The sequence below is a fragment of the Gemmatimonadota bacterium genome (assembly GCA_016714015.1).
GTDB lineage: Bacteria > Gemmatimonadota > Gemmatimonadetes > Gemmatimonadales > Gemmatimonadaceae > Pseudogemmatithrix.
The window spans coordinates 421,028-446,343 of record JADJNZ010000001.1 but is presented as its reverse complement, the minus strand read 5'-3'; the positions used below and the strand labels follow the sequence as shown (position 1 = coordinate 446,343).

Annotated in this window: 17 protein-coding genes; 10 read left to right on the top strand and 7 right to left on the bottom strand. The window is 71.3% G+C overall.

Going from position 1 to position 25,316, the window contains the following annotated elements:
• The first annotated feature begins 54 nt into the window (after nucleotides 1-54).
• The 5 genes from IPJ78_01830 to IPJ78_01810 all read left to right on the top strand — a co-directional run bounded on the left by IPJ78_01830 (nucleotide 55) and on the right by IPJ78_01810 (nucleotide 8,309).
• On the top strand, nucleotides 55-951 hold the full coding sequence (locus tag IPJ78_01830) for a DUF58 domain-containing protein (protein MBK7905282.1): 897 nt from the start codon (nucleotides 55-57) through the stop codon (nucleotides 949-951).
• Nucleotides 951-3,014 carry a BatA domain-containing protein gene (locus IPJ78_01825; protein MBK7905281.1) on the top strand — a complete coding sequence of 688 codons (2,064 nt, stop codon included), beginning with the start codon at nucleotides 951-953 and terminating at the stop codon, nucleotides 3,012-3,014. Before IPJ78_01830 ends, IPJ78_01825 begins: the two co-directional genes overlap by 1 nt.
• Nucleotides 3,011-6,625 (top strand): DUF4175 family protein, encoded by a 3,615-nt coding sequence (locus IPJ78_01820; protein ID MBK7905280.1) that lies wholly within the window; start codon nucleotides 3,011-3,013, stop codon nucleotides 6,623-6,625. The genes IPJ78_01825 and IPJ78_01820 overlap by 4 nt, the downstream gene beginning before the upstream one ends.
• Nucleotides 6,622-7,953, top strand: coding sequence for an amino acid permease (locus IPJ78_01815; GenBank protein ID MBK7905279.1), 1,332 nt, complete (start codon nucleotides 6,622-6,624; stop codon nucleotides 7,951-7,953). Before IPJ78_01820 ends, IPJ78_01815 begins: the two co-directional genes overlap by 4 nt.
• 71 nt (nucleotides 7,954-8,024) lie before the next feature.
• Nucleotides 8,025-8,309, top strand: coding sequence for a hypothetical protein (locus IPJ78_01810; protein ID MBK7905278.1), 285 nt, complete (start codon nucleotides 8,025-8,027; stop codon nucleotides 8,307-8,309).
• Between the two features lie 22 nt (nucleotides 8,310-8,331).
• On the opposite strand, the gene argJ is transcribed toward IPJ78_01810, so the two are convergent.
• A complete protein-coding gene (argJ, locus tag IPJ78_01805; protein ID MBK7905277.1) occupies nucleotides 8,332-9,501 on the bottom strand; it encodes a bifunctional glutamate N-acetyltransferase/amino-acid acetyltransferase ArgJ in 1,170 nt (389 codons plus the stop codon).
• A gap of 84 nt (nucleotides 9,502-9,585) precedes the next feature.
• On the opposite strand from argJ, the gene IPJ78_01800 reads away from it, so the two are divergent.
• Nucleotides 9,586-10,314: a hypothetical protein gene (locus IPJ78_01800; protein MBK7905276.1), complete on the top strand. Its 729-nt coding sequence runs from the start codon at nucleotides 9,586-9,588 to the stop codon at nucleotides 10,312-10,314.
• A gap of 354 nt (nucleotides 10,315-10,668) precedes the next feature.
• Entirely contained in the window at nucleotides 10,669-10,953 is a 285-nt protein-coding gene (locus IPJ78_01795) for a hypothetical protein (protein ID MBK7905275.1), read from the top strand.
• Nucleotides 10,954-11,294: 341 nt separating this feature from the next.
• Here IPJ78_01795 and IPJ78_01790 read toward each other — a convergent pair whose 3' ends face one another.
• Genes IPJ78_01790 through IPJ78_01770 form a run of 5 tightly spaced genes read right to left on the bottom strand, consistent with a single transcriptional unit; the run spans nucleotide 11,295 to nucleotide 16,884 of the window.
• Entirely contained in the window at nucleotides 11,295-11,765 is a 471-nt protein-coding gene (locus IPJ78_01790; protein ID MBK7905274.1) for a GNAT family N-acetyltransferase, read from the bottom strand.
• Between the two features lie 5 nt (nucleotides 11,766-11,770).
• Nucleotides 11,771-13,546, bottom strand: a complete 1,776-nt coding sequence (locus IPJ78_01785; protein MBK7905273.1) for a hypothetical protein — start codon at nucleotides 13,544-13,546, stop codon at nucleotides 11,771-11,773.
• Nucleotides 13,539-14,297 (bottom strand): ABC transporter ATP-binding protein, encoded by a 759-nt coding sequence (locus IPJ78_01780; protein MBK7905272.1) that lies wholly within the window; start codon nucleotides 14,295-14,297, stop codon nucleotides 13,539-13,541. Before IPJ78_01780 ends, IPJ78_01785 begins: the two co-directional genes overlap by 8 nt.
• On the bottom strand, nucleotides 14,294-15,916 hold the full coding sequence (locus IPJ78_01775) for a transglutaminase domain-containing protein (protein MBK7905271.1): 1,623 nt from the start codon (nucleotides 15,914-15,916) through the stop codon (nucleotides 14,294-14,296). The genes IPJ78_01780 and IPJ78_01775 overlap by 4 nt, the downstream gene beginning before the upstream one ends.
• Nucleotides 15,917-15,936: 20 nt before the next feature.
• Nucleotides 15,937-16,884, bottom strand: coding sequence for a tetratricopeptide repeat protein (locus IPJ78_01770; protein MBK7905270.1), 948 nt, complete (start codon nucleotides 16,882-16,884; stop codon nucleotides 15,937-15,939).
• A gap of 172 nt (nucleotides 16,885-17,056) precedes the next feature.
• Here IPJ78_01770 and uvrA point away from each other — a divergent pair, with 172 nt between their 5' ends.
• Nucleotides 17,057-19,870, top strand: coding sequence for an excinuclease ABC subunit UvrA (gene uvrA / locus IPJ78_01765; GenBank protein MBK7905269.1), 2,814 nt, complete (start codon nucleotides 17,057-17,059; stop codon nucleotides 19,868-19,870).
• 130 nt (nucleotides 19,871-20,000) lie between these two features.
• A complete protein-coding gene (locus IPJ78_01760; protein ID MBK7905268.1) occupies nucleotides 20,001-20,642 on the top strand; it encodes a hypothetical protein in 642 nt (213 codons plus the stop codon).
• Here IPJ78_01760 and IPJ78_01755 read toward each other — a convergent pair.
• Nucleotides 20,620-22,179, bottom strand: coding sequence for a PLP-dependent aminotransferase family protein (locus IPJ78_01755; GenBank protein MBK7905267.1), 1,560 nt, complete (start codon nucleotides 22,177-22,179; stop codon nucleotides 20,620-20,622). The genes IPJ78_01760 and IPJ78_01755 overlap by 23 nt on opposite strands.
• Nucleotides 22,180-22,305: 126 nt before the next feature.
• Between IPJ78_01755 and IPJ78_01750 the strand changes: the two genes are divergently transcribed.
• Nucleotides 22,306-25,311 carry a hypothetical protein gene (locus IPJ78_01750; GenBank protein MBK7905266.1) on the top strand — a complete coding sequence of 1,002 codons (3,006 nt, stop codon included), beginning with the start codon at nucleotides 22,306-22,308 and terminating at the stop codon, nucleotides 25,309-25,311.
• Nucleotides 25,312-25,316: the final 5 nt, after the last annotated feature.

Sequence of the window (25,316 nt, the reverse complement as noted above, 5' to 3'; positions counted from 1 at the left end):
TCGTCCCTCCCCCTTCCCTCGCCTCTTCCCCTTCCCCTCGCTCCTCGCTCCTTCATGCCGTCCTTCGAGACCTTCCTCGACCCCGCCCTGCTGACCCGCATCTCCGACCTCCCGCTCCTCGCGCGGACGGTCGTCGACGGCTTCATGCACGGCCTGCACCGGTCGGCCAAGAAGGGCCTCAGCCTGGACTTCGCCGAGCACCGCCAGTACCAGCCGGGCGACGACCTGCGGCGGATCGACTGGAAGGCCTACGCCCGCACCGACCGCTTCTACATCAAGGAGTACGAGGCCGACACGAACGCCGGCGTGCTCTTCGCGCTCGACGTCTCCGGCTCGATGGACTACGCGTCGGGCGCCGTGAACAAGTTCGCCTACGCGCGCATGCTCGTCGCCTCGCTCGCCTGGCTCACGCAGCGACAGGGGGACCGCATCGGCCTCGCCACCTTCGCCGGCACACTGCAGGAGATGATCCCGCCGAGCACGCGGCATCTCCAGTTGCTGTTCCACGCCCTCGGGCGCGCGACGCCGGTCGGGGAAGGGAAGCTGCCGCTCGCGATCGACAAGGTCGCCGATGTCGCGAATCGCCCCGGCATCATCGTCGTCGTGACCGACTGTTACGACGAGCCCGCAGCGATCGGCCGGTCGATCGACACGCTGCGCGCGCGTGGGCATGACGTGCTCGTCTTCCATCTGCTCGACGCCGCCGAGGAGGAGTTCCCGTTCGAGGCGGCCACCGTCTTCGAGGACGGGGAGAGCGGGCTGCGGATGCCGCTCCGGCCGGAGGAGGTCAGGGCGCGGTATCTCGCGATGTGGGGCGCGCACCGCGCCGCGCTCGAGCAGCGCTTCGCCGCCGGCGGCGTGGACTACATCCCCATCCGCACCGACGAACCCCTCGACCGCGCGCTCTACGCCTATCTCGACCACCGCCTCTCGCGGAGCCGGGTGCGCTGATGGGTTTCCTCGTCCCCGCCTTCCTCGCCGGCCTCGCCGCCCTCGGCATCCCGCTGCTGATGCACCTGCGCGACCGCAACGAGGAGACGCCCATGCGGTTCCCGTCGCTGATGTTCCTCGTGCGGCTCCCCATCCGCACGAGCGACCGCCGGCGCGTGACCGACTGGCCGCTGCTCCTCCTGCGCGCGCTCGCCGTCGCCGTGCTCGTGCTCGCCTTCTCCCGGCCCTTCTTCGGCAAGGCCGCCGAGTCGAGCAGCGCCGGGCGTGTCCGCACCGTCGTGTTGCTCCTCGACCGTTCGATGAGCATGGGGTACGCCGGCACCTGGGAGGCCGCACGCGACTCCGCGCGCGCCGTCCTCTCCTCGCTCGGCGCCGACGACCAGGTGAGCGTCGTGCTGTTCGACGAGGAAGCGGAACTCGCGCAGGCGTGGACGAACGACAAGGCCGTCGCGCGGACGATCGTCGACGCGACCACTCCCGTCGCGCGCGGGACACGCTTCGGCGCGGCGCTGCGCGTGGCGCGGAGCGCGCTCATCGGCGCGCCGCCGGGCGCCCCCGAGTTCGTGATCGTCACCGATCTCCAGCGCAGCGGACTCGCCGGCGTCGCCGGACTCGAGCTGCCCAAGGGGCTGCCGCTGCGCGTCGTGCAGGTCGCCGCGGAAACGCGGCCGAACACGTCGCTCCGCGCCGTCGAGGCGCGACGCATCGTCGATGGCCAGCGCGTCTTGCTCCAGGTGCTCGCGCGCGCGGTGACGCGGGATCTCCCGGCGCCGCGGAGCGCCCGGTTCACGCTCCGCCTCGCCGGTCGGGACGTGGGGACGCGCACCGCGACCCTGCAGCCCAACGGCGAGCTCGCCGTCGTCTTCGACGCCATCCCCGCACCGGCCACCGCCGTCGAAGGGGAGGTCGCCGTCGACGCCGACGCCCTCGCCGGTGACGATCGCTTCCACTTCGCGCTCCCGGCCGACGACGGCATCGCCGTGCAGCTCGTCGTGCCCGATGACCTGCAGAAGGACGAGACGCTGTACCTCGAGCGCGCGCTCGGCATCGGCCGCGCGCCCGCGGTGCGCGTGGAGCGGCGACGCCCCGGCACGCTCGACGCGGCGACGCTCGACCGCTCCGGCGCCGTGATCTTCTGGGATGTCACCCCACCCACCGGCGCGGCGGCCGCGCGCTTCACGCAGTGGATCGAAGCGGGCGGCGGCGCGATCGTGCTCGCCGGTCCGCGGCTCGGCGCGCGCCGGATCGCCGATCTCGCGGGCGTGGCCGCGCTCGCCGGCAGTGCGGATCGGCGCGCGGGCGGCGGCGCGATGCTCGGCGAGGTGCGCGAGGAGCATCCGGTCTTCTCGCCGTTCCGCGCCGCGCAGGCCGCGCTCACCGCGCCGCGCTTCCAGCGCTACGCGCGCCTCGAACCCGCCGTCGGCAGCGACGTCCTCGCACGCTTCGACGATGGCGCACCCGCGGTCATCGAGCGCGTGCAAGGCGAAGGGCGCGTGATCCTCCTCGCGGTCGCCTTCGACGCGCGCGAGAGCGACCTGCCGCTCCAGCCCGCCTTCCTCCCGCTCACGCGTCGGCTCGCGCTGCACGCCTCCGGGCACGAGTCCACCCCGCTCGCGCGCACCACCGGAGAGAGCTGGGCACCGCGCCGAGTGCGACGCGAGCCCGTCGTCGCCGCCCCGGACGGCACGCTCATCCGCCCCGAGGGGACCGGCGCCGGGGCGGCGCTCCTCCTGCAACAGGTGGGGGTGTACGCCGCCTACGCGGGACGCGTCGACGGCGCGCCGCGCGAGCGCGCGGCGGTCAACGTCGCGCCCGGCGAGTCCGACCTCGTCGTGGCGAGCCCCGCCGACCTCCTCCTCGGGGTCGGCGAATCCGCCGACTCCACGCTGCAGGGTCTCACCGCCCCGACGTCCATCGAACTCGAGTCGCGCCAGCGCGTCTGGCGCTGGCTCATCGTGCTCGCCGCGCTCCTGCTCCTCGGGGAGAGCGTGATCGCCTCGCAGGGCTGGCGCGGACGTGCGCGCCGCGCCACTCTCGTCTCACCCGAGCGGAGCCCAGGATGACCGCAGCCGCACAGCTCCACGACCTCCTCGCCGCCCTCCGCCGCCAGCGGCGCCGGCGACTCCTGCTCGAAGCGGCCGCGATCGTCGTCGTCGCGCTCGTCGCGGCGGTGCTCGTCGGCCTGCTCGTCACGACCACCCTCGGGCGCACCGGGAGCGGCGTCCTCGCCGCGCGGCTCGTCGGCTACGGCATCGTCCTCGCCGCCACCGTCCGCTGGCTCGTGCTCCCGCTGGTGCGTCGCGCGAGCGATGCCGAGTTCGCGATGTACGTCGAGCAGCACGCCCCGCAGCTCAAGCAGGCGCTGATCTCCGCAGTGCAGGAACTCGAGCAGCCGATCGACCAGCAGGCCTCGCCGGCGCTCACCGCGCGCGTGGTGCAGCAGGCGGCGCGCGCCATCGCGCCGCTCGCGAGCGAACGCGCGATCGAGCGCCCGCGCGTCGCGCGCGCGCAGAAGTGGCTTGCCGGCGGGCTCGTCGCCGCGGCGCTCCTCCTCGCCTTCGGCCCCGCGTCCGTGCGCGATTCGGCGCGGATCCTCTTCGCGCCCTGGTCCGTCGCCATCGCCGCCACGCCGCCGGCGCCGGTGGTGAACGTCGAACCCGGCGACGCCGAGGTGCCGCGCGGCGGCGCGCTCGACATCCGCGCGGCGCTCGCGCACTTCACCGCCGACGGCGCCGAGCTCGTCTTCCGCGCCGACAGCGCCGCCGAGTGGACCCGCATCCCGATGGGTCGCGATTCCCTCGAGGCGCGATTCGCCGGCCGGCTGTTCGATCTCGTCGACGATACCGAGTACTACGTCGAGGCGATGGGCATCCGCTCGGAGACCTTCCGCCTCCGCATCACCGACCTCCCCGCCGTGACCAAGCTCGCCGTCGAGCTGCGCTTCCCGGCGTTCACCAACCTCCCGCCCGAGCGCGACGAGGATGGCGGCGACATCGCCGCCGTCGCCGGCACCGTCGCGATCATCGAACCGACCATCTCGCTGCCGGTCCGCGCCGGGACGCTCGTCTTCGACGATGGACGCAGTGTGCCCATGACGCTCGATGCGGCGGGGAAGCTGAGCGGCCGCTTCACGCTCCAGCGGAGCGGCTTCTACCGGGTGGACCTCGAGTCCGCCGACGGCCGCAAGGTGAGCGGCGGCGTCCAGTACGCGGTGGAGGTGCTCGAGGACCGCGCCCCCGAGGTGAGCATCACCACGCCGGGGCGGGACACCAAGGTCACCGCGCTCGAGGAGGTCACCATCGAGGCGAAGGCCTCCGACGACCACGGCGTCACGCGCCTCGAGCTGCGCTACCGCGTGAACGGCGGCGAGGAGCGCATGGTCGTGCTCGCCACGCCGGGCGCGGGCACCGAGGAGACGCAGGCGGCCCACACGCTGCTGCTCGAGGAACTCGGGCTCGAGCCCGGCGACCTCGTCGCCTACAACGCCGTCGCCCGCGATGCGACCGGGCACGAGACGCTGAGCGACGTCTACTTCCTGCAGGTGCGTCCGTTCTCGCGCAACTACACCGAGGCCGAGTCCAACGGCGGTGGCGGTGGCGGCGGGGGCGGGGGCGGCGAGGAGAGCCCCGGCGACCTGGTCCAGCGGCAGCGCGACATCGTCGCCGGCACCTACAACTGGGTGCGCGACAGCGCCCGCTCGCCGGAGGCCCGTCGCAACGAGGATGCGGCGACGCTCGCGATCGCGCAGGGGAAGCTCCGCGAGGACGTCGCCACCCTCGCCCAGCGCTTGCAGGAACGCGGCGTGGTGCAGCAGGACACGATGTTCAAGGTCATCCGCGACGCGCTCGTCGCCGGCGTCGCCGCCATGAAGAGCGCCGAGGAGGAACTCGGCACGCGCGATGGTCGCGGGGCGCTCCCGAGCGAGGAGAAGGCGCTCCGCGAGCTCCAGCGCGCCGACGCGCAGTACCGCGACATGCAGGTCCAGCGCGGGCAGCAGCAGGGCGGCGGTGGTGGCGGAGGCGGCGGGCAGAACGCCGAGGACCTCGCCGACATCTTCGAACTCGAGAACGACCGCGCGCAGAACCAGTACGAGGCGGTGCAGCAGCAGGCCACGCAGGGGGCCGCGCAGCAGGTGGACGAGACGCTCGAACGCATCCGGCAGCTCGCCGCGCGGCAGCAGCAGGAGAACGAGCGGCTCCAGCGCCAGGCCGAGGCGATGCGCGACCGCATGGGCCGCCAGGCCGGCGGCGGCGGTGGCGGGGCGCAGCGCGAACTCGCGCGTCAGGCCGAGGAGGAGGCGAGGCGGCTCGAGCGTCTCGCGCGCGAGCAGCAGTCGCCCGAGATGCAGCAGGCGGCGCAGCAGATGCAGCGCGCCGCCGATGCGATGCGCCGCGCGGCGACCGGGTCGGAGTCGCAGGGGAACGCGGCGCTCGAGGAACTCTCGCGCGCGGCGCGGGAGATCGAGGACTCGCGCAACGAGAACATCGCGCGTGACGTGCAGCGGCTCGCCGAGCAGGCGCGCGAGCTGCAGGAGCGGCAGAAGGAGGTCGCCGAAGGCGTGCGCCGCCTGCAGAGCGCCACCGGCGCCGAGCGCGCGAACCAGATGCGGCAGCTCGGCGAGCAGAAGGATGCGCTCTCGAACGATGTGCAGCGGCTCGAGGCCGAGGCGGAACGCGTCGCGCGCGAGGGCCGCCGTGACCAGCCTGGGGCATCGCGCGAACTGCGCGAGGCGGCCGAGGCGCTCCGCGATCAGCGGGTGCGCGACAAGATCCAGTTCTCCAAGTCGGTGATGCGGCAGGGGTCGCCCGAGTACGCGAACGCGTTCGAGGAGCAGATCGGCGCGAACATCGGCGAGGCGGCGGACAACCTGCGGGAGGCGGCGGGGGCGCTCAGTGGCGAGTCGGCGGAGCGGCGGCAGGAGCGGACGCTCGAGTCGGCGCGCGAGTTGGTGAGAGGCGTGGAGGCGATCGGGGAGCGGTTGCGGGATGCGGAGGGAACTGCTTCACCACAGAGGGCACAGAGGGCACAGAGGGCACAGAGTACGGCGGAGGCGGGGCAGCAGGGTGAGGGACAGCAAGGGCAGGGACAACAAGGGCAGGGACAACAAGGGCAGGGACAGCAGGGACAGCAGGGGCAGCAAGGACAGCAGGGGCAGGGGCAGGGGCAGGAGGGGCAGGGACAGCAAGGCCAGGGTGGCCAAGGCCAACGCGGCCAGCAGGATGGCCGCGGACAGGGTGGGCAGGCGGCTGACGGACGCGACGGCGGGAATCCGCGCACCGGTGCACGCGCCGGGCGTGCGCCGGCGATCGATCCGCGGCAACTCGCGCGCGAGTTCGGCCTGCGCCGCGGCGACGCGGAGCAGCTCCGCGCGCTCGCGCGCGAACAGGGGGTCGCGACCGGCGAGCTCGATCGCGCCATCGACGAGTTGCGCCGGCTCGAGGCCGCGCGCGTCGCCGGCGATCCCGCGGCCGTCGCCGCGCTGCAGGCCGCCGCGCTCGAACGCCTGAAGAGCTTCGAGTTCTCGCTCTTCCAGCAGCTCGTCGAGAAGGGCGGTCCGCGCTCGTCCCTCGGCGCGCGTGCGCCCGTGCCGAGCGAGTATCGCGCGCAGGTCGAGGAGTACTATCGTTCCCTCGCCCGTCCGCAGTCCCCGCCCCCCGCTACGCCGCGCCCTTGACCACCACCTACGCCCGTCGGCTCGGGCCGTTCTCCGGCACCCTCCTCGTCGTCGCGGGCATCATCGGGTCGGGGATCTTCCTCAACCCCGCCGTCGTCGCGCAGCGCGTCGGCTCCGGCCCGCTCACCATGCTCGCCTGGGGACTCGGCGCCGTCATCGCCATCCTCGGAGCCTTCATCTTCGCCGAGCTCGGCGCGCGCGCGCCCGCGGCCGGCGGCGGCTATGCGTACCTGCGCGATGCATTCGGCCCGCTCCCCGCCTTCCTCTACGGCTGGGCGCTCATCACCGCCATCGCGAGCGGCGCCATCGCCGCCGTCGCCGTCACCTTCGCCAACTATGCGGTCCCGCTGCTCGGTCTCCCGGCCGGGAGCGAACGCGTGCTCGCCATCGGCACCATCACCTTCTTCGCCGTCGTGAACATGCTCGGCATCACGCCCGGGGCCGTCGCGACGAACGTGATGACGCTGCTCAAGCTCGCCGCCATCGCGGTGCTCGTGATCGCCGGCACCGGCCTGCTCGGCGCGAGCGGCGTGGCGACCGTCCCTGTGGATTCGCCGGCGCTCGTGCCGCCGGTGGGCGCCGCGGGCTTCGTCTTCGCGATGGGGACCGCGCTCGTGCCCGTGCTCTTCGCCTATGGCGGCTGGCAGCAGGCGAACTTCGTCGCCGAGGAGATGCGCGACCCGCGGCGCGACCTGCCGCGCGCCCTCATCCTCGGGGTGCTCATCGTCGCCGCCGCCTACCTGCTCGTGAACTGGGCCTACCTGAGCGCGCTCGGCGCGCAGGGCCTCGCCGCGAGCAAGGCGCCGGCCGCGGACGCGATGGGCCTTCGCTTCGGCGACGGCGGCCGCGCGCTGATCGCCGCCGGCATCGCCGTCTCCACCGCGGGCTTCATCCACGTGGTGATCCTCGCCAACTCGCGCGTCTACCAGGCGATGGCACGCGACGGCGTCTTCTTCCGCGCGCTCGCGACGCTCCATCCCCGCACGCAGGCGCCGGTGAACGCGATCCTGCTCCAGACCGTCGTCGCCATCGCGCTGCTGCTCAGCGGCAGCTACGGCGAGCTGCTCGACTGGGTCACCTTCGCCGACTGGATCTTCTTCGGCCTCTGCGCCGCGACGCTGCTCGTCTACCGGCGCCGTGCGCCCGGCGGCGACCACTTCCTCGCGCCGCTGCATCCGTGGAGCACCGCCCTCTTCCTGCTGGCCGCGGGCTACGTGGTGCTCGGGGCGATCGTCTCGAATCCGATGAACGCCCTGCGGGGCACGCTCGTCCTCGTCGCCGGGGTGCCCGCGTTCCTCTGGTGGCGCCGGTCGACGGCCCGCGCCTGACACCGCTGCCGCGCCGCACCGTATGGTCCGTCAGCCCACGCCCGCCCTCCACCTCCTGCCGCACCCGCAACATGCCGAATGACGTCGTCCCGATCGTCGCGATCCTCTCGGTGTTCGTGTTCTCCCCGCTCGCCATCGCCTTCGCCCGGATCATCTGGCGACGCGGCAGCGCCCCGCCCGAGGAGTCGAAGCTCGCACGCGAGAACGCCGAGCGCCTCGCGCGACTCGAGAGTGCGGTCGATTCCATCGCGATCGAGATGGAGCGCGTCAGCGAGGGCCAGCGCTTCGTGACGCGGCTCCTCGCCGAGTCCGAGACCCGCGCGCAGGCCCCGAGGATCGACGCGCCGCGGCAGTGATCCTTCTTCCTTCCGCCTTCGTCTAGCTGCTGTAGTAGCTCGCGTTCTCGTCCACGTACCCCTTCGTCAGGTCGCACCCGTACGCCGTCGCCTCCGCCGCCCCCACGCCGAGCGCGATCTCCAGATCGACCACCTCGGCCTTGAGCGCCGTCCGCACCACCGCGTCGTCGAACGTGAGCCGCTCTCCGCCGCGCACCACCTGGTAACCATTGATCCAGGCGTCGGTCGCCGCCGGATCGATCCGGCACTCGAAGCACTTGCCCACCGCCATCAACAGGCGCCCGACGTTGGGGTCCGCTCCGTGCACCATCGTCTTCACGAGGGGTGAGTTGAGCACCGACTTCGCGATGCGGCGCGCCTCATGGTCGTCCGCCGCGCCACGCACCTTCACGCGCAGCAGGTGCTCCGCCCCTTCGCCATCGCGTCCGAGGATCTCCGTCATCCGCACGCAGCCGGCGATGAGCGTCTCGAGGAAGGCCGACTCGCTCACCTCGCCGGCGAGGCCGTTGGCGAGGATCACGCAGGTGTCCGACGTGCTCGTGTCGGTGTCCACGCTCAGCATGTTGAACGAGGTCGCGACCGCCGTGCGCAGCAGTCGGTCGAGCGTCGCCGCATCGAACGCCGCGTCGGTGAAGATGTAGCTCAGCATCGTCGCCATGTTCGGCTCGATCATCCCCGAACCCTTCGCGACCCAGGTGATCGTCGCATCGCCCACGCTCGCCGAGAGCGCCTTGGGATGCGTGTCGGTGGTCATGATCCCCTCCGCGCCGACGAGCGGGTCGCGCTGGAGGTCCTGCGCCATGCCGACGATCCCCGCCTCGATCTTCTCGACGGGCAGCTGCACACCGATCACCCCCGTGCTGCTCACGAGCACGCGGCTGGGCAGCGTGCCCAACTCGGCCGCCGCCGCCGCGGCCATGCGGCGCGCGTTCTCCACGCCCCGCGCACCGGTGGCGACGTTGCTCACCTTGCTGTTCGCGACGATCGCCCGCAGCCGGCCGCCCTTGATGGTCTCGCGGCCGAGGATGATCGGCGCGCCGGGGAAGTGGTTGCGGGTGAAGACCGCGGCGGCGCTCGCCTCCACCTCGCTCGCGAAGAGCGTGAGGTCCTTGGCCTGCGGCTTGAGTCCGACGTTGCGGCTGGCGCAGGTGAAACCGCGCGGGAAGCGCGCCGGGGCATGGAAGGTCGTCATGGCGGTGAAGATTAACACCGCCCGTTCCGCGGCGTCTCCTCTGTGAGCGCGGCGATCCCGCCACGCACGAACCCGGAGCACACCATGTCGCGCACGCATCGCAGGCTCACACTCGTCATCGGCGCCGCGCTCCTCGTGGCGCCCGTCCTTGCCGCGGCGCAGCCGGGTCGTGGCGCCCCCGATGGTCCGCCACGTGGCGCGGCTGGCGGCGCGCCCGGCGGGGGCGTGCGCGGCCGCGGGCCGGGGCCCGGCGCGGTGACGCACCTCCTCAACGCCCGTCGCGACCTGGAACTCACGCCGCGTCAGGTGGCCCAGCTCGACTCGCTCGAGCGCTTGCAGTTCGCCGAGCGAAAGGCGTTCGCCGACAGGGTGCGGCCCATGCGCGACTCGATCGTGCAACGTGGCCGGACAGGCCCGCGCACGCCGGGGCTGCGCGACTCGCTTCAGGCAGAGGCGCGAAAGCGCATGGAGGCGGATCGCCCGCTGATGGAGCAGCAGCGCAAGCGGGACTCGTCGCTGAACGCGGCGGCGGAGCGCGTGCTGAACGACACGCAGCGGCAGAAGTTGCGCGAGATGCAGGCCGAGCGGCGCGGGTATGAGCGCGGGATGCGCGAAGGGCGCGGCGGGCCGGGTGGTGAGGGCGGTCGCGGCGCGCGCGGTGGTCAACGGCCGGAGTTCGGGCGCGGACAGGCCGGCCCCGGCGCGATGCGCGGACCGCAGGGTGGTGTGCGTGGGCCGCAGGGCCCGGGCGGACAGGCAGGTCCGGGACGGATGCCGCCGCGTCCTCCCGTCGACGGGAGCGAGGACCGTTGAACACGGCTGGTCCGCCGAGGGATCGCACGAAGCAGAGGGGCCACCGGAGCGTCCGCCGGTGGCCCCTCTGCTTCTCTCGGTTCACACCGAACCGCCTGTGCCCCTCACCTCTCCTGACCATTCCATAGAATGGACGTGACCGGCCGCGAACGCTTCTCGTCCGTCCGTCCCGTGTGCGTGGGTCGCGAGCGGTCGTGCGAGTCCTCGTGGAACCTCTGCGCGTCTCGTGCGAAGGTCGACTGTCGGCGCGTGACAGTCTGCTGCGGTCGTCGCGCAACGCGCTCGGCCTTACGGTCAGCCCGGTGGTCTCGCGGGTCCGACCTCCACTTGGCAGAGACAGCGAGCGAGAGGCGGGTGTCCGTGCGCTCCTTCGACGCGTCCGTGCTCTCGTTCGACGTGTCCGCGCGCTCGTTCGACGTGTCCGCGCGCTCGTTCGACGTGTCCGTGCGCTCGTTCGACGTGTCCGTGCGCTCGTTCGACGTGCCCGCGCGCTACTTCGAGGGGCCCGCGCGCGAGTTCGAGGTGCCCGGGCGCGACTTCGACGTGTCCGCGCGCAACTGCCGCGTGTCCGCGCACGACTTCGGGGTGTCCGCACTCTCCTCCGAGGCGTCCGAGCGCTACGCCTCCGGTGCCGCCTGAGCGAGCCTGGTGTCAGAGCATTCGATCTCGGTGACCGTCCGCGAGTTGCGGGAGACCGCACGCGACTTCCGATTGGCAGCTCGACCGATCCTGCTGACCGCTCCTGACTCGCGACTGTCCACGTCGATCTTCGAGTGCTCCGGCTGAAGCTCGAGGTTGGCAGGTCGCGAATCCCGCCATTCACCTTGCTCGACCCTCCTCCTTGTATATCGCTCGAGGAGGCCAGAACAAATTCTAGCATGTTTGGCGCACTCGACCTGCCGGATCGGCTCTGCCGGATGACGAGCCGCGCGGCACACGTGCAGCGCTCGCGCTCGACGCTCCGCCTGCCGCGCCGCCGGTCACCCCAGCTGGCGCGCGAAGCAGTGCTTCTCGCCCACCTCGATCTCCGTCCGGTCCACCTTCTGGTACCGCGAGATCTTCTCCGGGTACGTCGCCAGCGGCGCCCGCTCGAACCCGCAGCTCAGGAAGAGCTCGTCCGAGTAGCTCACCGCGAACAGCTCCCCGTACCCGCGCGACCGCGCGAGCTCCACCACCGCGGCGATCAGCTGTCGACCGTACCCGAGCCCCTGCGCGTCCTGCTCAACCGCCAGCGAGATCACCTCCGCCACGCTCGGCGAATACTCGTCCAGCGCCACGCACCCGAGGATGCCGCCGCTCGCGTCGCGCAGCACGCGGTAGTCCCCCAGGTGGTTCGCCGCGAACTCAGCGGACCGCGCGAGCGTCAAGCCCGCCGCCGAGTACCGGTTGTTCAGCGAGAGCAGCGACGGGATGTCCGTCTCGTTCGCGCGGGTGATCCTCTGGGAGGTCATCATCGTCAGCGTTCCACGGCTTCGAGCCGGTTGAGTGCGATCCGGATGGGGAGCACGGTCGCGGTGATGCACAGCAGGGCCGCCATCGAGAACCAGAACACCATCTGCGTGGGGTCCGCCTCGCGCCCGGCGAGCTTCGCCGAGAGGTAGTCGTACACCGGCACCGCCTCGAGCACCACCACGCCGCCGATCACCACCACTGACGCCATCATGTACAGCAGTCCGCCGAAGCTCGTCGGGATCTGGGCCGCGTTCTCCGTCTCGAACTGCGGGAACATCGTCCCGAACCCGATCGCCAGCCCGCTCAGCGCGAAGGTCAGCATCGTGATGCTGATGACCGACACGAAGAACATGAAGTCGCTCACCTGCAGCAGGTAGTCCGTCACCCCGACGATCGACACGGCGAGCAGCAGCAGCGGCGTCGTCCCCACCCAGAACTTCGCCCAGAGCAGGTCGCGCACCCGCATGGGGCTGGACCGCAGCAGCCAGAGCGTGCGCCCCTCGAGCGAGACCCCGGGGAAGATGAACCGCGCCGCGATGGACGCCAGCACGAACCCGGCGAGCACGAGGTTCAGGAACGGCACCACGTTCACGAGGAAGAAGGTGATCCCCTCGCCCCGGAGCGGCAGGTACTTGATGTTGAAGACGTACACCACGACCAGCACCGCGAGCAGGATCAGCTGCGACCACTGCGTCGTGTCACGGAAGAAGAGCCGGAGCTCCTTCAGCACCAGCTCGCGGCGCAACGTCCCGAACGGCGCCAGCAACCGGTTGCCCAGCGCGAGCAGCGGGCCGCCGCTCTTCACGAACCGCTGCGCGCTCTCCTGCGCCTTGCTGAAGCCGGTCAGGTAGAGCCAGCGGTGCAGCAGCGCGCCGAGCACCACCGCCGCCGCGGCCGTCGTCCAGAGCAGGTACATCGCCAGCCAGTCGGGCTCGCCGTTCAGGTACCCCATCGTCGCCTTCTGCACCCACTCGCTCGGCAGCAGCGGTGAGGTCGGTGTCCGCAGCACCGCGATGAAGTCCACCAGGTTGCGGAAGCCCTCGGGGCGCGCGAGCTGCTCGGGGCGGATGAGACGGAACAGCAGCACGATCCCGCCGGCCGTGAGCACCGCGATCACCGACAGGATGTCGCGCGTGCGGCGGGCGGGGAAGACGTTCACCAGCGTCAGCGTCACCGCCGATCCCACCACCGCGGGGATGATGAACATCGGCAGCATGAGCGCGGCGACGAGCAGCGGGAAGAACCAGCCGCCGTCGTACACGAGCCCGTACGCGCTGAACATCGGCACCGACACCAGCAGCACCATCCAGCTCGACGCGATCACCGTCTCGAGCAGCTTCGCGCCGTACAGCTTGAGCCAGTCCACCGGCCCCGCCACCAGCATGTCGAGGTCCTTCGCGAGGAAGAAGCTCGAGAGCGCGGTGATCACGTTCGACAGCAACAGGATGGACGTGAAGCCGAGGAGGATGAGCCCGAGCAGCTTCCCGGCGAGCAGTTGGCCGATCTCCTGCACGCCGCGGAAGTAGGTGAGCAGGCGGAAGAGCACGCCGAAGATGAACGCCCAGAACAGGAAGCCGGTGAGGCCGAGGATCGCGAAGCGCGCCCCGCGGCCCTTCTCCCCCTGCATCGAGCGCGCGCGCGCCGTGAGCCACTTGGGGAGGAGCAGGTGCAGCAGCGGCGGGTCGGGGAGCAGGCCGACCACCGGCTGGCTCCCGCTCCGCCGCCCCAGCGCACCGGCGAGGGGCTGTTCCCCGGTCCCGCGGGCGCCGGGCTCAGGCATCGAGGACATCGACGAGGTTGCGCGCGGCGTTCTCGCCCGTGAGCCGGAGGAAGATCTCCTCCAGCCCCTTCTCGCCGCCCTGCAGGTCGCGCCGCAGGTCGGTCATCGTGCCATACGCCTTGATCCGCCCGTTCACGATGATCGCGAGGCGGTCGCAGAGCGACTCGGCCACCTCGAGCGTGTGCGTCGAGAAGATGATCGTGTGCCCGCGGTGCGTGTACTCGCGGAAGAGGTCCTTGAGGATGCGCGCCGCCTTCGGGTCGAGGCCGACCATCGGCTCGTCCACCACGATGACCTCCGGCCGGTGCACGAACGCGCTCGAGATGATCAGCTTCTGCCGCATCCCGTGCGAGTAGCTCTCCACGAGCTCGTCGCGCCACTCCTCGAGGTCGAAGAGGGCCAGCAGTTCGCGCGCGCGGTGCTCGATCTCGTCGCCGCGCTGGTCGTAGAGCCCCGCCACGAAGCGCAGGAACTCCGCGCCGGTGAGCTTCTCGTAGATGAACGGCCGGTCGGGGATGAACCCCAGCTTCGACTTCGCCGTGATCGGGTCCGCCGTCATGTCCACGCCGGCCACGCGGATCGTCCCGCTCGTCGGCTTGAGGATGCCGGCGATCATGCGCAGCGTCGTCGTCTTCCCCGCGCCATTGGGCCCGAGGAAGCCGAACAACTCGCCGCGGGGGACCACGAGGTCGATCGCGTCGACGGCGGTGAAGTCGCCGTACTGCTTGGAGAGCTTGAGGAGTTCGATCATCGCGCGTCCAGCACCTCGATCCGGAGTGTGCCCACGAGCCGCAGCAGCTCCCCCTGCCGGGTCAGCCCGCCGCGGACGAAGCGCAGGTGCGCCGCATCGGCCGGGAACTGCCCGAAGGTGGGATCGACCGCGACCCAATCGCGGAGCCGGATCTCCGGCCACGCATGGTAGTAGAACTTGCCGTTCACGTACGCGAGCCCCGTCGCGATCCGCGTCGGGATGCCGACCGCGCGCGCGAGGGCGGTGAAGAGCTGCGTGTGCTCGTTGCAGTCGCCGCGCCGCGAGCGGAGCACCTGCACCGCGTTGGGGATCGACAGCGTGATCTCCTTCGCCAGCGAGTCGTGCACCCAGCGATTGATCCGCTCGGCCACCACCCGCGGGTCGCGTTCGTTCCCCGCGATCCGGAGCGCGAGCGCGACGATCGCCGGGTCGTTGGCCTGCAGCAGCGGCTCGCTCGCCAGCTCGGCGGCGAAGCGCTGGCGGAAGCCCGCCTGTCGTCCGGCGAGCGTCCAGTCGGCCGCGAGGACGTCGGCCCCTTCGCGCGTGATGGTCAGCTCGTTCCCCTCGCGCCGCTGCCGGCCGCCCTGGAGATCGAAGCCGTCGAGCGACGTGCCGGAGAGCCGCACCCGCAGTCGCGTCGGACCGTCCCGCCCGGGGAGCGCCCCGGCCGCGATCGCCGTGCCTTCGAGGATGTCGCCGACGGTGCGTCCCGTCCCGCTCGCCGCGCCCGGCGCCGGCGCCGACTGCGTTCCCCTCGCGATCCGGTCGCGACGCCAGTTCTCGAACGCGATCTCGTACGCGATCCGCTTGAGCACGATCCCGCCCGGCTGCGTCGACTCCACCACGCGGCCCTGCGCATCGACCCAGCCGCTGAATCCCGCCCCGTCCGTCGGCTCGAGCTTCCAGGCGCGCACGGTGTCGGTGAGCGCCGAGACGAATCGCATCGACGTCGAATCGAACTTGGCGCTGTCCACCAGCGTGAAGAGGCTCTCCGCCGCGAAGCGCAGCGTGAGGTCCTTCGCCGCCATCGTCGCCGGATCGAAGCTCGCGATCGTCACCGTCTTCCCCACCTCGGGATCGCGCACCAGCACCGCGACCGCGGGGATCATCGTCGGCAGCAGGATCGGCCCGCGCACCGCGAGGCGCTGCGTGTCGGCCGGCTGTCCGGGGACGTTCATCACGAACGCGACCCCGGTGTCGCCCTCGGCGCGCCCCACGATGCTCATCGGCGCGACGGCGCTCTCGATCGAGACGTCGAAGGTCTGCAGCACGAGCGACCGCGACAGCGTGATCACGCTCCGCGCGCTCGCCCGGAACTCCTGACCGGCGACTGGGAGGTCGGCCGTGAAGAAGTCCGTCACCTCGAACTGCGTGAGCGACGTGTCGATCGTCGTCGAGGCGTAACCGATCTGCCGGCCGTCCTGCTCCACCAGATAGAAGCTCGTGCTCGGACCCAGCCGCAACGCGGCCTCGGCGAGGATCGCGGCGCTCTCGCGGAAGAACTCGCGGCGGACGAGCAGGCCCACGCCCACCAGCCACGCGCCGAGGATGAGGACGGCGGCGGTCGTGCGCCGTCGCCCGCGGTTCGGATCCGGATGCCGCGGTCGGTCGTGGGTCATGTGGGGGAGTGGAGTCGTGCTCAGGCGCGCTGGGCGTCGCGGGCCCGTCGATAGAAATCGGCCGCCTCGGGTGAACGCCCGAGACGGTCCAGGACGATCCCGACGCCCTTGAGCGCGCGCCAGTGGTCCGGCTCGAGCTCCGCCGCCCGCTGGTACGCCGCGAGCGCGCCGGGCTTGTCGTCGGTCTGGTTCAGCGCCTCGCCCACGTGGTAGTGCGCCGAGGCGTTCTCCGGCGCGAGCGCGATCGCCCGCTTGAGCGGTTCCACCGCCTCGCGCCAGCGCGCGCGCCGGCAGGCGAGGATCCCCATCTGCAGGAAGACCTCGGGTGCCTCGGGACGCAGCTTCGCGGCCTTCTTGATCATCGACTCGGCGTCATCGTACTTGAGCGTGGCGCCGAGCGCGCTGGCCCGCGCGCAGAGGATGAGGAAGGCATCGCCTCCCGCCGCCTCGGCGCGGTCGAGCACGGTGAGCGCCGCCGCGGCGTCGTTCTTCTTCTCGAGTGCGGCGACGTACGCGAGGGCACGGGCCGTGTCCCCCGGCGACTGCTCGAACGCGAGCCGGAGCGCTTCCATGGACGGACGCATCGCCCGGGACGGCGCGACATCGGGTCGCGCGGCCCCGGCGATGGTCACCACCGACCCGGCGACCGGCACCGACCGCCGCGGCGCCGGCTGGCCCGCCGGCCGCGAGTCCACCACGGTCCGGATGGGCGCGATCGGCGTCGCCTTCATCGTGGGGGCCGCCACGCCGTCGATGCGGCGCGCCACGAACCGGGGCTCCTCGAGCTCGCTGTCGTCATACGACCACTCGCCGCAGACGGGCGGCTCGCGGACCGGGACGATGATGACCTCGTCGTCCGGCCCGAAGGTCTCGACCGGCACGAGCGGGATGCCCTCGAACATCCCGAGCGGCAGCTGCTCGGGGTCGGGGGCGGAGCCGGCTTCGGGGCGGTCGAGGGGGTCGAGCACTCGGGAGGAAGGCTGAAGGTTGAAGGGTGAAAGATGGGGTGTTGCACGTCCCGGAACGAGTCCGGGGGAGGCTTGGACCCGCCCCCCTTCGCATCGCGGGCCGTCGCTCACCCATCCGCCTTCAGCCTTGCTCCCTTCCATAAACCCAGTCGCCGGAAGAACTTCCGTGACTATGCCAGGCGACTCCCTGATCGTCCGCGGTGCCCGCGAGCACAATCTCAAGAACATCGACGTCACGATCCCCCGGGACAAGCTGACGGTCATCACCGGGCTGTCGGGCAGCGGCAAGTCCTCGCTCGCGTTCGACACCATCTTCGCCGAAGGCCAGCGGCGCTACGTCGAGTCGCTCTCCGCGTACGCCCGCCAGTTCCTCGGGCTCATGGAGAAGCCCGACGTCGATGCCATCGAGGGGCTCTCGCCCGCGATCTCGATCGAGCAGAAGACCGCCGGCGCCAATCCGCGCTCCACGGTCGGGACCGTCACCGAGATCTACGACTACCTGCGCCTGCTCTACGCCCGCGCCGGCACGCCGCACTGTCCCAACTGCGGGCGCGCCGTCTCGAAGCAGACGCCCACGCAGATCGCCGAGATCGTCCTCACCTGGCCGAGCGGCACGAAGATCGAGATCCTCGCGCCCCTCGTCCGCGGCCGGAAGGGCGAGTTCCGTGACCTCTTCGAGGACGCGCGCAAGCAGGGTTTCGTCCGCGCCCTGGTCGACGGCGAGCTCGTGGACCTCGCCGACCCGCCCAAGCTCAATCGCAAGCTCAACCACGACGTCTCCATCGTGGTCGACCGGCTCGTCGTGAAGAAGGAGGATCGTGGCCGCCTCACCGATTCGGTCGAGACGGCCCTCCGCCTCGCCGAAGGGCTCGCCGAGATCGTGCGGCACGACGGCCCCAAGGCGGCGACGCAGATGTTCAGCGAGAAGTACGGCTGCCCGACGTGCGGCATCTCCATGCCCGAGCTCGAGCCGCGCCACTTCTCGTTCAACTCCCCCTTCGGCGCCTGCGCCACCTGCTCGGGACTCGGCACCAAGCGCACCGCTTCGCCCGAGCTCATCCTCGGTGACCCGACGATCTCGATCCTCGAGGGCGTCATCCTCCCTTGGGGCGAGCCTGACGGCTACCTGCGGCGCGTGATCCTCCCCGCGCTCGCCAAGCAGCTCAAGTTCGAGCTCAACACCCCGTGGGGGAAACTCCCCGATCGCGTGAAGTTCGAGCTCCTCTTCGGCACCCAGAAGAAGAAGGGCGAGGACGAATCGCGCTGGGAGGGCATCCTCTCCAACGTGCAGCGCCGATACTCCGAGACGACTTCCGACGCGATCCGCGGCGAACTCGAGGCGTACATGGTCGTCGCCGAGTGCCCGGACTGCAACGGCCGTCGCCTCAAGAAGGAATCGCTCGCGGTCACCATCCACGGGCGCAACATCGGCGAGTTCACCGAGTGCTCCGCCGCCGACGCGCTCGCGTTCGCGCTGAGCGTCCCGGTGCGGGGCAACGGCAAGCCCGGGCTCGACGAGGGGATCGCCGGTCCCATCCTCAAGGAAGTGAGCGAGCGGCTGCGCTTCCTCGTGGACGTCGGCCTCGACTACCTCACGCTCGATCGCTCCGCCGAATCGCTCTCCGGCGGCGAGGCGCAGCGCATCCGCCTGGCGACGCAGATCGGGTCGCGGCTCGTCGGGGTGCTCTACATCCTCGACGAACCCTCCATCGGCCTGCACCAGCGCGACAACGCGCGACTCCTCGACACGCTCAAGCGGCTCCGCGACCTCGGCAACACCGTCCTCGTCGTCGAGCACGACGAGGAGACGATCATGGAGGCCGACCACCTCATCGACCTCGGGCTCGGCGCCGGCAAGCATGGCGGCTCGGTCATCGCCGAGGGCACCGTGAAGCAGGTGATGGCGGTGAAGGCGTCCATCACCGGGCAGTACCTCAATGGCGTGCGCACCATCCCCATGCCGTCCACGCGCCGTCCGCGCGACAAGGAGCGCGTGCTGCGCATCGAGGGCGCGCGCGAGCACAACCTGCAGAAGGTGAACGCCGAGTTCCCGCTCGGGCTGTTCGTCGCCGTCACCGGCGTGTCCGGTTCGGGGAAGAGCACGCTCGTCGAGGACATCCTGCAGAAGACGCTCTCTCGGCACTTCTTCCGGGCGCGCGTGGTGCCGGGCCAGCACGACCGCATCAAGGGGCTCGAGCATCTCGACAAGGTCATCGACATCGACCAGACGCCCATCGGGCGCACGCCGCGCTCCAATCCGGCGACCTACACCGGGCTCTTCACGCCCATCCGCGACCTCTTCGCCGAGATGCCGGAGGCGAAGCTCCGCGGCTACGGCCCGGGCCGCTTCTCGTTCAACGTGAAGGGGGGGCGCTGCGAGGCGTGCCAGGGCGACGGGCTCGTGAAGATCGAGATGCACTTCCTCCCCGACGTCTACGTCACCTGCGAGCAGTGCCGCGGCAAGCGCTACAACCGCGAGACGCTCGACGTGAAGTTCCGCGGGAAGAGCATCACCGAGGTGCTCGACCTCACGGTGGAGGATGCGCTCGAGGTCTTCGAGAACCAGCCGCGCATCCATCACAAGCTGCAGACGCTCATGGACGTCGGGCTCGGCTACATCCACCTCGGCCAGAGCGCGACGACGCTCTCCGGCGGCGAGGCCCAGCGCGTGAAGCTCGCGACCGAACTCTCCAAGCGGGACACCGGCCGCACGCTCTACATCCTCGACGAACCGACGACGGGACTGCACTTCGAGGACGTGCGGGTGCTGCTCGAGGTGCTCCACAAGCTCGTCGATCGGGGCAACACCGTGCTGGTGATCGAGCACAACCTCGACGTGATCAAGACGGCGGACTGGATCGTGGACCTCGGGCCCGAGGGCGGGTCAGGGGGCGGCACGATCGTCGCCGAGGGGACGCCGGAGCAGGTGGCGAAGGTGAAGGCGTCGCACACGGGGCGGTACTTGGCGAAGGTGCTGCGCGGGTAGCACGCGCGCTCCTCGGCCCGCCAACGCGGTGCGCGCCGAATGGCCCCGCGAGACCCGCGGGAATGGCTCTGTGCACGCGCCCAGCGCGGGGCGATCGTACGGCATCACTCGAGCCGAGGGTCGCTTCGCGATGTCCGAATCGGATCTGGCAGTCCCGCGCCGTACGCTCGTCCACACGCTCGTCGGCCTCGCGGCCGGCGGAGCGGCACTCGACGGACCATTGGCGAGTCTGCTCGCGTCGGGCGGGAGTCACGCGGCCCCGCGCACGGTCCCTTCCGCCGCGCCGATCTCGCCGCCGCTCGCGGTCGCGAGAGGCACGGGCAAGCCGGGGGAGTTCGACTTCCTCGCCGGCTCGTGGAACATCACTCATCGCATGCAGAAGGCCACGGCGCCCGATGGTTGGGATCGCTTCAAGGGTGAGGCGACCTGTTGGACCATCCTGGGCGGGATCGGGAGCGTCGAGGAACTGCGCATCCCCGCCCGCGACTTCAGCGGACTCGGGCTTCGCCTGCTCGACGTGCCACAGGGGATCTGGTCCGATTTCTGGGTCAACGCGAAGAGCGGTGTCCTCACGTCGCCGGGTACCACCGGCGCCTTCGTCGATGGCGTCGGCACGTTCATCTCCGACGAGAAGGACGGCGAGACGCCCATCAAGGTCCGCGGGATGTGGGACAACATCTCGCCCACCACCTGCCGGTGGCAGCAGGCGGTGTCACGCGACGGCGGCGCGACCTGGATGGATCAGTGGATCATGGATTGGGTGCGCGCCTGACGCGGCCCGCGCCCTTCGTCGGGCGGAGCAGCGGTGCGAGGGCCGTCACGCCGGCGCTGATCTGCGCGACGGACGACGCGCCGAACGTGAGGAGCAGCCCGCGCGGACCACGTGGACCGGCGGCGCGTTCGGCGTAGTAGGTCGAGAGCGGAGCGATCCCGAGGCCGTGCCCGGCCCCGGCCGCGGCCAGTCGCAGATCGTCGACCCCGTCGGCCAGGTGCGCGACCAGATGGAGCCCAGTATCGCTCGCACCGAGGCGCACGGCGTTGCCGAGTGCGGAGAGTCGGCGCACCAGCGTGTCGCGCCGCGCGCGGTAGGTCAGCCGCATCGCGCGCAGGTGCGCGGCGAACTGGCCGGAACGGATGAAGGCCGCGAGCGCCGCCTGCACATGGGGTGGCGCGCCGCCGTCGGTCAGGCGCCGGGCGCTCGTGAACGCCGACGCGAGCACCTCGGGCACGATCAGGTACGCGAGGCGCAGGCCCGGGAAGAGCACCTTGTTGAACGTCCCCACGTAGAGCACGCGTCCATTGCGGTCGAGGCCCTGGAGCGCGGCGATCGGGCGCCCGTCGTAACGGAACTCGCTGTCGTAGTCGTCCTCGACGATCCACGCCTCATGCGCGCGCGCCCATGCGAGCGCCGCGAGCCGACGGCGCACGGTGAGCGTCACGCCGAGCGGGAACTGGTGTGATGGCGTGAGGTAGAGCAGCCGGGCGGAGGGGAACTCGTCCAGGCGATCGGTCCGCGCGCCGTGGCGATCCACCGGGACGCCCGAGAGCACGGCGCCGCCCGCCTCGAAGACGGCGCGGGCGCTCGGATACCCGGGCTCCTCCACGAGGACGCGATCACCGCGGTCCAGCAGGAGCCGGCTCGTCAGGTCGAGCGCATGTTGCGTGCTGTTGACGATGAGGACCTGGTCGGCGGTGCACCGTACGCCACGCGCGAGGCGCACGTGGTCGGCGATCGCGCGCCGGAGGGCGCGTTCGCCCTGTGGGTCGCCGGTCTGCAGGGCGCGTACCCCGCACTCGCGCGCGGCGCGCGCGAGCAGGCGGTTCCACTCGGCGATCGGGAAGCGCGTGACGTCGACGGTCGTGGGCAGCCCCCGGTGGTCAGCTTCGCGCTCGGCCATGCCCGCGTCCGCGAGTCTGACTCCCCGCGTCGACAGTGGCGTTTCCGCCGAGGCAGAGGTCTCCGGCGCACGTGCCATCGGCGGGACCGGCCCACGTCGCGAGCGCGGGGCGAGCGATGCGAGCGCGTGCACGTCGGCCACGATCGTCCCAGAGCCCACGCGCCGTGAGACGAATCCGTCGGCGACGAGGAGCCCCACGGCGGTCTCGACGGTGTTCCGCGAGAGGCGCAGGTCCGCGGCCATCGTGCGTGCGGACGGGATCGCCGTGCCCGCCGCGAGACTGCCGCTGAGGATGTGCTCCCGCAGCCGCTGGTAGAGCTGCGCATACAGGGGCAGCTCCTCGCGTTCGGTGTCGAGCGGGAGGGCGATGGTCGGGGCGCTGGCGCCGCGGCGGCGCGTCGGCGGACGCATCCCGCAATCTGGGGCAATGGTCCCATCGGTCATAGGTCCATCTCCGCTCCTCGCCTACCGCGCCCTGCCCTCCGGGGTGCGGCCGTCGCGGTGGCAGTTCCGCCGGTCACCGGTACCTTACCGACCATGACCCGGTCGATCATCACCCTCGCCTTCCTCGCCGCGGCCGTCTCGCCGCTCGGCGCCCAGCAGTTCACCGTCGCCGACTCCGCCTGGGACTCCGAGACGCTCGGCAATCACCGCGCCGTCGTACGCGTGACCGCTGCAGGCCGCGTCGCGCACGTGAGCGTCCCGTGGCGTCGCCCCGACCGGAACCCCGAGGCCAAGGCCGTGCTCGTCATCGCCGAACGCGGCGGGCAGCGGATCGCGAATGTTCGCCGCGGCGCGATCACCCAGGCGGCCGGCGAGTTCGACTTCGAGCCCGTCGCCGGCGCGGGGCGCTACTTCATCTACTACCTGCCCTACAAGTCGGGCGGCCGCTCCAACTACCCGAACGTCACCTATCTGCCAGTCGCCGACAGCGCCGACGCCGCCTGGCTCGCCGAGTTGACGCGCGCATCCGCCGTCCCGCGCGCGACGGTCGAGCGCTTCGAGGCCATCGACGCGCTCAACAGCTTCGCGCCGATGCAGGTGATCGCGACGCCCGCCGAGGTGCAGCGCCTTGACGCGGCGCACGCGACGAAGCCGTTCCTCGTCTTCCCCGAGGACCGCCTCCACTCCATCCGCATGCGCGACCAGTTGCCGCTGCGCTGGATCACGCGCGGCCCCACCGCCACCTTCCGCGACGAGGCACGCCGCGGCGAGTTCCTCGCCTTCCAGCTCGGCGTGTACGCGCGCCGCGCGACGAACGACCTGAAGGTCACGTTCGGCGACCTGCGCGCCGGCGCGAACGTCATCCCGTCCGCGCGCCTCACGTCGATCAACAACGGCGGCACCGGCTGGGACGGCCGCCCCTTCACCGCGCGCGTCGATGTCGCCGCGGGGCAGGTGCAGGCGATGTGGGCGGGCGTCGATGTCCCCATGAGCGCCGCCCCGGGGACCTACACCGGCGACGCGACCGTCACCGCCGCAGGCACCGCACCCGTGAAGGTCGCCCTCACCATCGTCGTGCGTCCCGACTCCGTCCTCGTCGGTGGCGCCGACGAACCGGAGAAGCTCACCCGCCTCGCCTGGCTCAACTCCACGCTCGGGCACCGCAACGACGTCATCGCCCCGTACACGCCGATCGCGGTGGAGGGTCGCACATTGCGCATCCTCGGGCGCAGCATCACGCTCGGTGCGAACGGACTCCCGGCGCGCATCGAGACCTTCTTCACGCCCGAGATGACGGGGCTCCAGGCGGCGCCCAATGCGGTGATCGCGGCGCCCATCCGGCTCGACGTGACGCAGGTGAAGGTACCCGAGGCGCCCGGTGCGGTGCAGGGCGATCCCGTCCCGCGCCCCGGCGATCTCCGCTTCACGCGACAGGAGCCCGGCACCGTCTCGTGGACCGCCACGACCGACGCCGGCGCATGGGACCTCGAGGTCCGCGGCACGCTCGAGTTCGACGGGAGCCTCTCATACGAGATGCGCCTCCGCGCCAAGCGCAGCGTCGCGCTCGAGGATGTCGCGCTCACCATCCCCTACGCGCCCGGCGCGGCGACCTATGCGATGGGGCTCGGACTCAAGGGCCAGCGGCGACCCCGCTTCAACGACTGGACCTGGGACGTCGCGAAGAAGAACCAGGACGGCGCCTGGCTCGGCGGCGTGAACGCCGGGCTCTGGTTCTCCCTGCGCGACGAGCACTACGTCCGGCCACTCAACACCAACTTCTATCTCCAGAAGCCGCTGCTCCTTCCCACCTCGTGGGGCAACGGCGGCGCGGGGCACATCACCTGGAGCGAGGATCCCGACGCGGTGATGGTCCGCGCCACGAGCGGTGGGCGGCTCATGGCCGCCGGCGACTCGCTCCGCTTCGACGCCCGCTTCCTCGTCACGCCCTTCCATCCGCTCGAGACCGACGCGCAGTGGTCGCGCCGCTTCTATCACAAGTACTCGCCGCTCGACACCGTCGTCGCGACGGGCGCGACCGTCGTGAACATCCATCACGCCAACGCGATCAACCCGTACATCAACTACCCCTTCATCGCCCATGACGCGATGAAGCGCTACATCGACGACGCGCACCGCCGCGGCCTGCAGGTCAAGATCTACAACACCGTCCGCGAGCTCTCCAATCGCAGTCACGAGCTCTACGCCCTCCGTTCGCTCGGGCACGAGGTCTTCTCCCCCGGCCGCGGCGGCGGATACTCCTGGCTCCAGGAGCACCTGCAGGACGACTACATCGCCGCCTGGTTCGTCCCCGAGCTCAAGGATGCCGCGGTGGTCAACAGCGGGATGAGCCGCTGGCACAACTACTACATCGAGGGGATCAACTGGCTCGTGCACAACGTCGGCATCGACGGGCTCTACCTCGATGACGTCGCGTTCGACCGCACGACCATGAAGCGGGTGCGTCGCATGCTTCGCCAGGACGGGCGCCCCGGCATCCTCGACCTCCACTCGGCCAACCAGTACAACGAGCGCGACGGCTTCATCAACAGCGCGATGCTCTACCTCGAGCTCTTCCCATACATCGACCGCCTCTGGTTCGGCGAGTACTTCGACTACGAGAAGAGCCCCGACGACTTCTGGATGACCGAGGTGAGCGGCATCCCGTTCGGCCTCATGGGTGAGATGCTCGAGGGGGGCGGCAACCCGTGGCGTGGCATGGTCCATGGCATGACCAATCGCATGCCCTGGTCGAGCAACGCCGACCCGCGTCCGCTCTGGAAGCTCTGGGACGACTTCGGCATGCAAGGGTCGCAGCTCTACGGCTACTGGTCCCCCAACGTGCAGGTGCGCACCGGGCGCGAGGACGTGAAGGCCACCGTGTTCAAGCAGGACGGCCGCGCCCTCGTGGCCATCGCGAGCTGGGCCGCCGACACCGTGAGCATCACGCCGCAGGTGGACTGGGCCGCGCTCGGGATCGATCCGGCGCGCGCGACGATCACCGCCCCCGCCGTGGGCGCGTTGCAGGACGCGCGCACGATCGGCGCCGGCGAGCGCATCACGCTCGCGCCGGGGAAGGGCATCCTCCTCGTCATCCGGTGATCATC

Coding starts and splice junctions, on each gene's coding strand:
- IPJ78_01800 (MBK7905276.1), top strand. CDS start 9,586: ATGTCGCGCACGCATCGCAGGCTCACACTCGTCATCGGCGCCGCGCTC.
- argJ (MBK7905277.1), bottom strand. CDS start 9,501: ATGACGACCTTCCATGCCCCGGCGCGCTTCCCGCGCGGTTTCACCTGC.
- uvrA (MBK7905269.1), top strand. CDS start 17,057: ATGCCAGGCGACTCCCTGATCGTCCGCGGTGCCCGCGAGCACAATCTC.
- IPJ78_01820 (MBK7905280.1), top strand. CDS start 3,011: ATGACCGCAGCCGCACAGCTCCACGACCTCCTCGCCGCCCTCCGCCGC.
- IPJ78_01755 (MBK7905267.1), bottom strand. CDS start 22,179: ATGCGTCCGCCGACGCGCCGCCGCGGCGCCAGCGCCCCGACCATCGCC.
- IPJ78_01785 (MBK7905273.1), bottom strand. CDS start 13,546: ATGCCTGAGCCCGGCGCCCGCGGGACCGGGGAACAGCCCCTCGCCGGT.
- IPJ78_01790 (MBK7905274.1), bottom strand. CDS start 11,765: ATGACCTCCCAGAGGATCACCCGCGCGAACGAGACGGACATCCCGTCG.
- IPJ78_01780 (MBK7905272.1), bottom strand. CDS start 14,297: ATGATCGAACTCCTCAAGCTCTCCAAGCAGTACGGCGACTTCACCGCC.
- IPJ78_01830 (MBK7905282.1), top strand. CDS start 55: ATGCCGTCCTTCGAGACCTTCCTCGACCCCGCCCTGCTGACCCGCATC.
- IPJ78_01825 (MBK7905281.1), top strand. CDS start 951: ATGGGTTTCCTCGTCCCCGCCTTCCTCGCCGGCCTCGCCGCCCTCGGC.
- IPJ78_01810 (MBK7905278.1), top strand. CDS start 8,025: ATGCCGAATGACGTCGTCCCGATCGTCGCGATCCTCTCGGTGTTCGTG.
- IPJ78_01750 (MBK7905266.1), top strand. CDS start 22,306: ATGACCCGGTCGATCATCACCCTCGCCTTCCTCGCCGCGGCCGTCTCG.
- IPJ78_01760 (MBK7905268.1), top strand. CDS start 20,001: ATGTCCGAATCGGATCTGGCAGTCCCGCGCCGTACGCTCGTCCACACG.
- IPJ78_01775 (MBK7905271.1), bottom strand. CDS start 15,916: ATGACCCACGACCGACCGCGGCATCCGGATCCGAACCGCGGGCGACGG.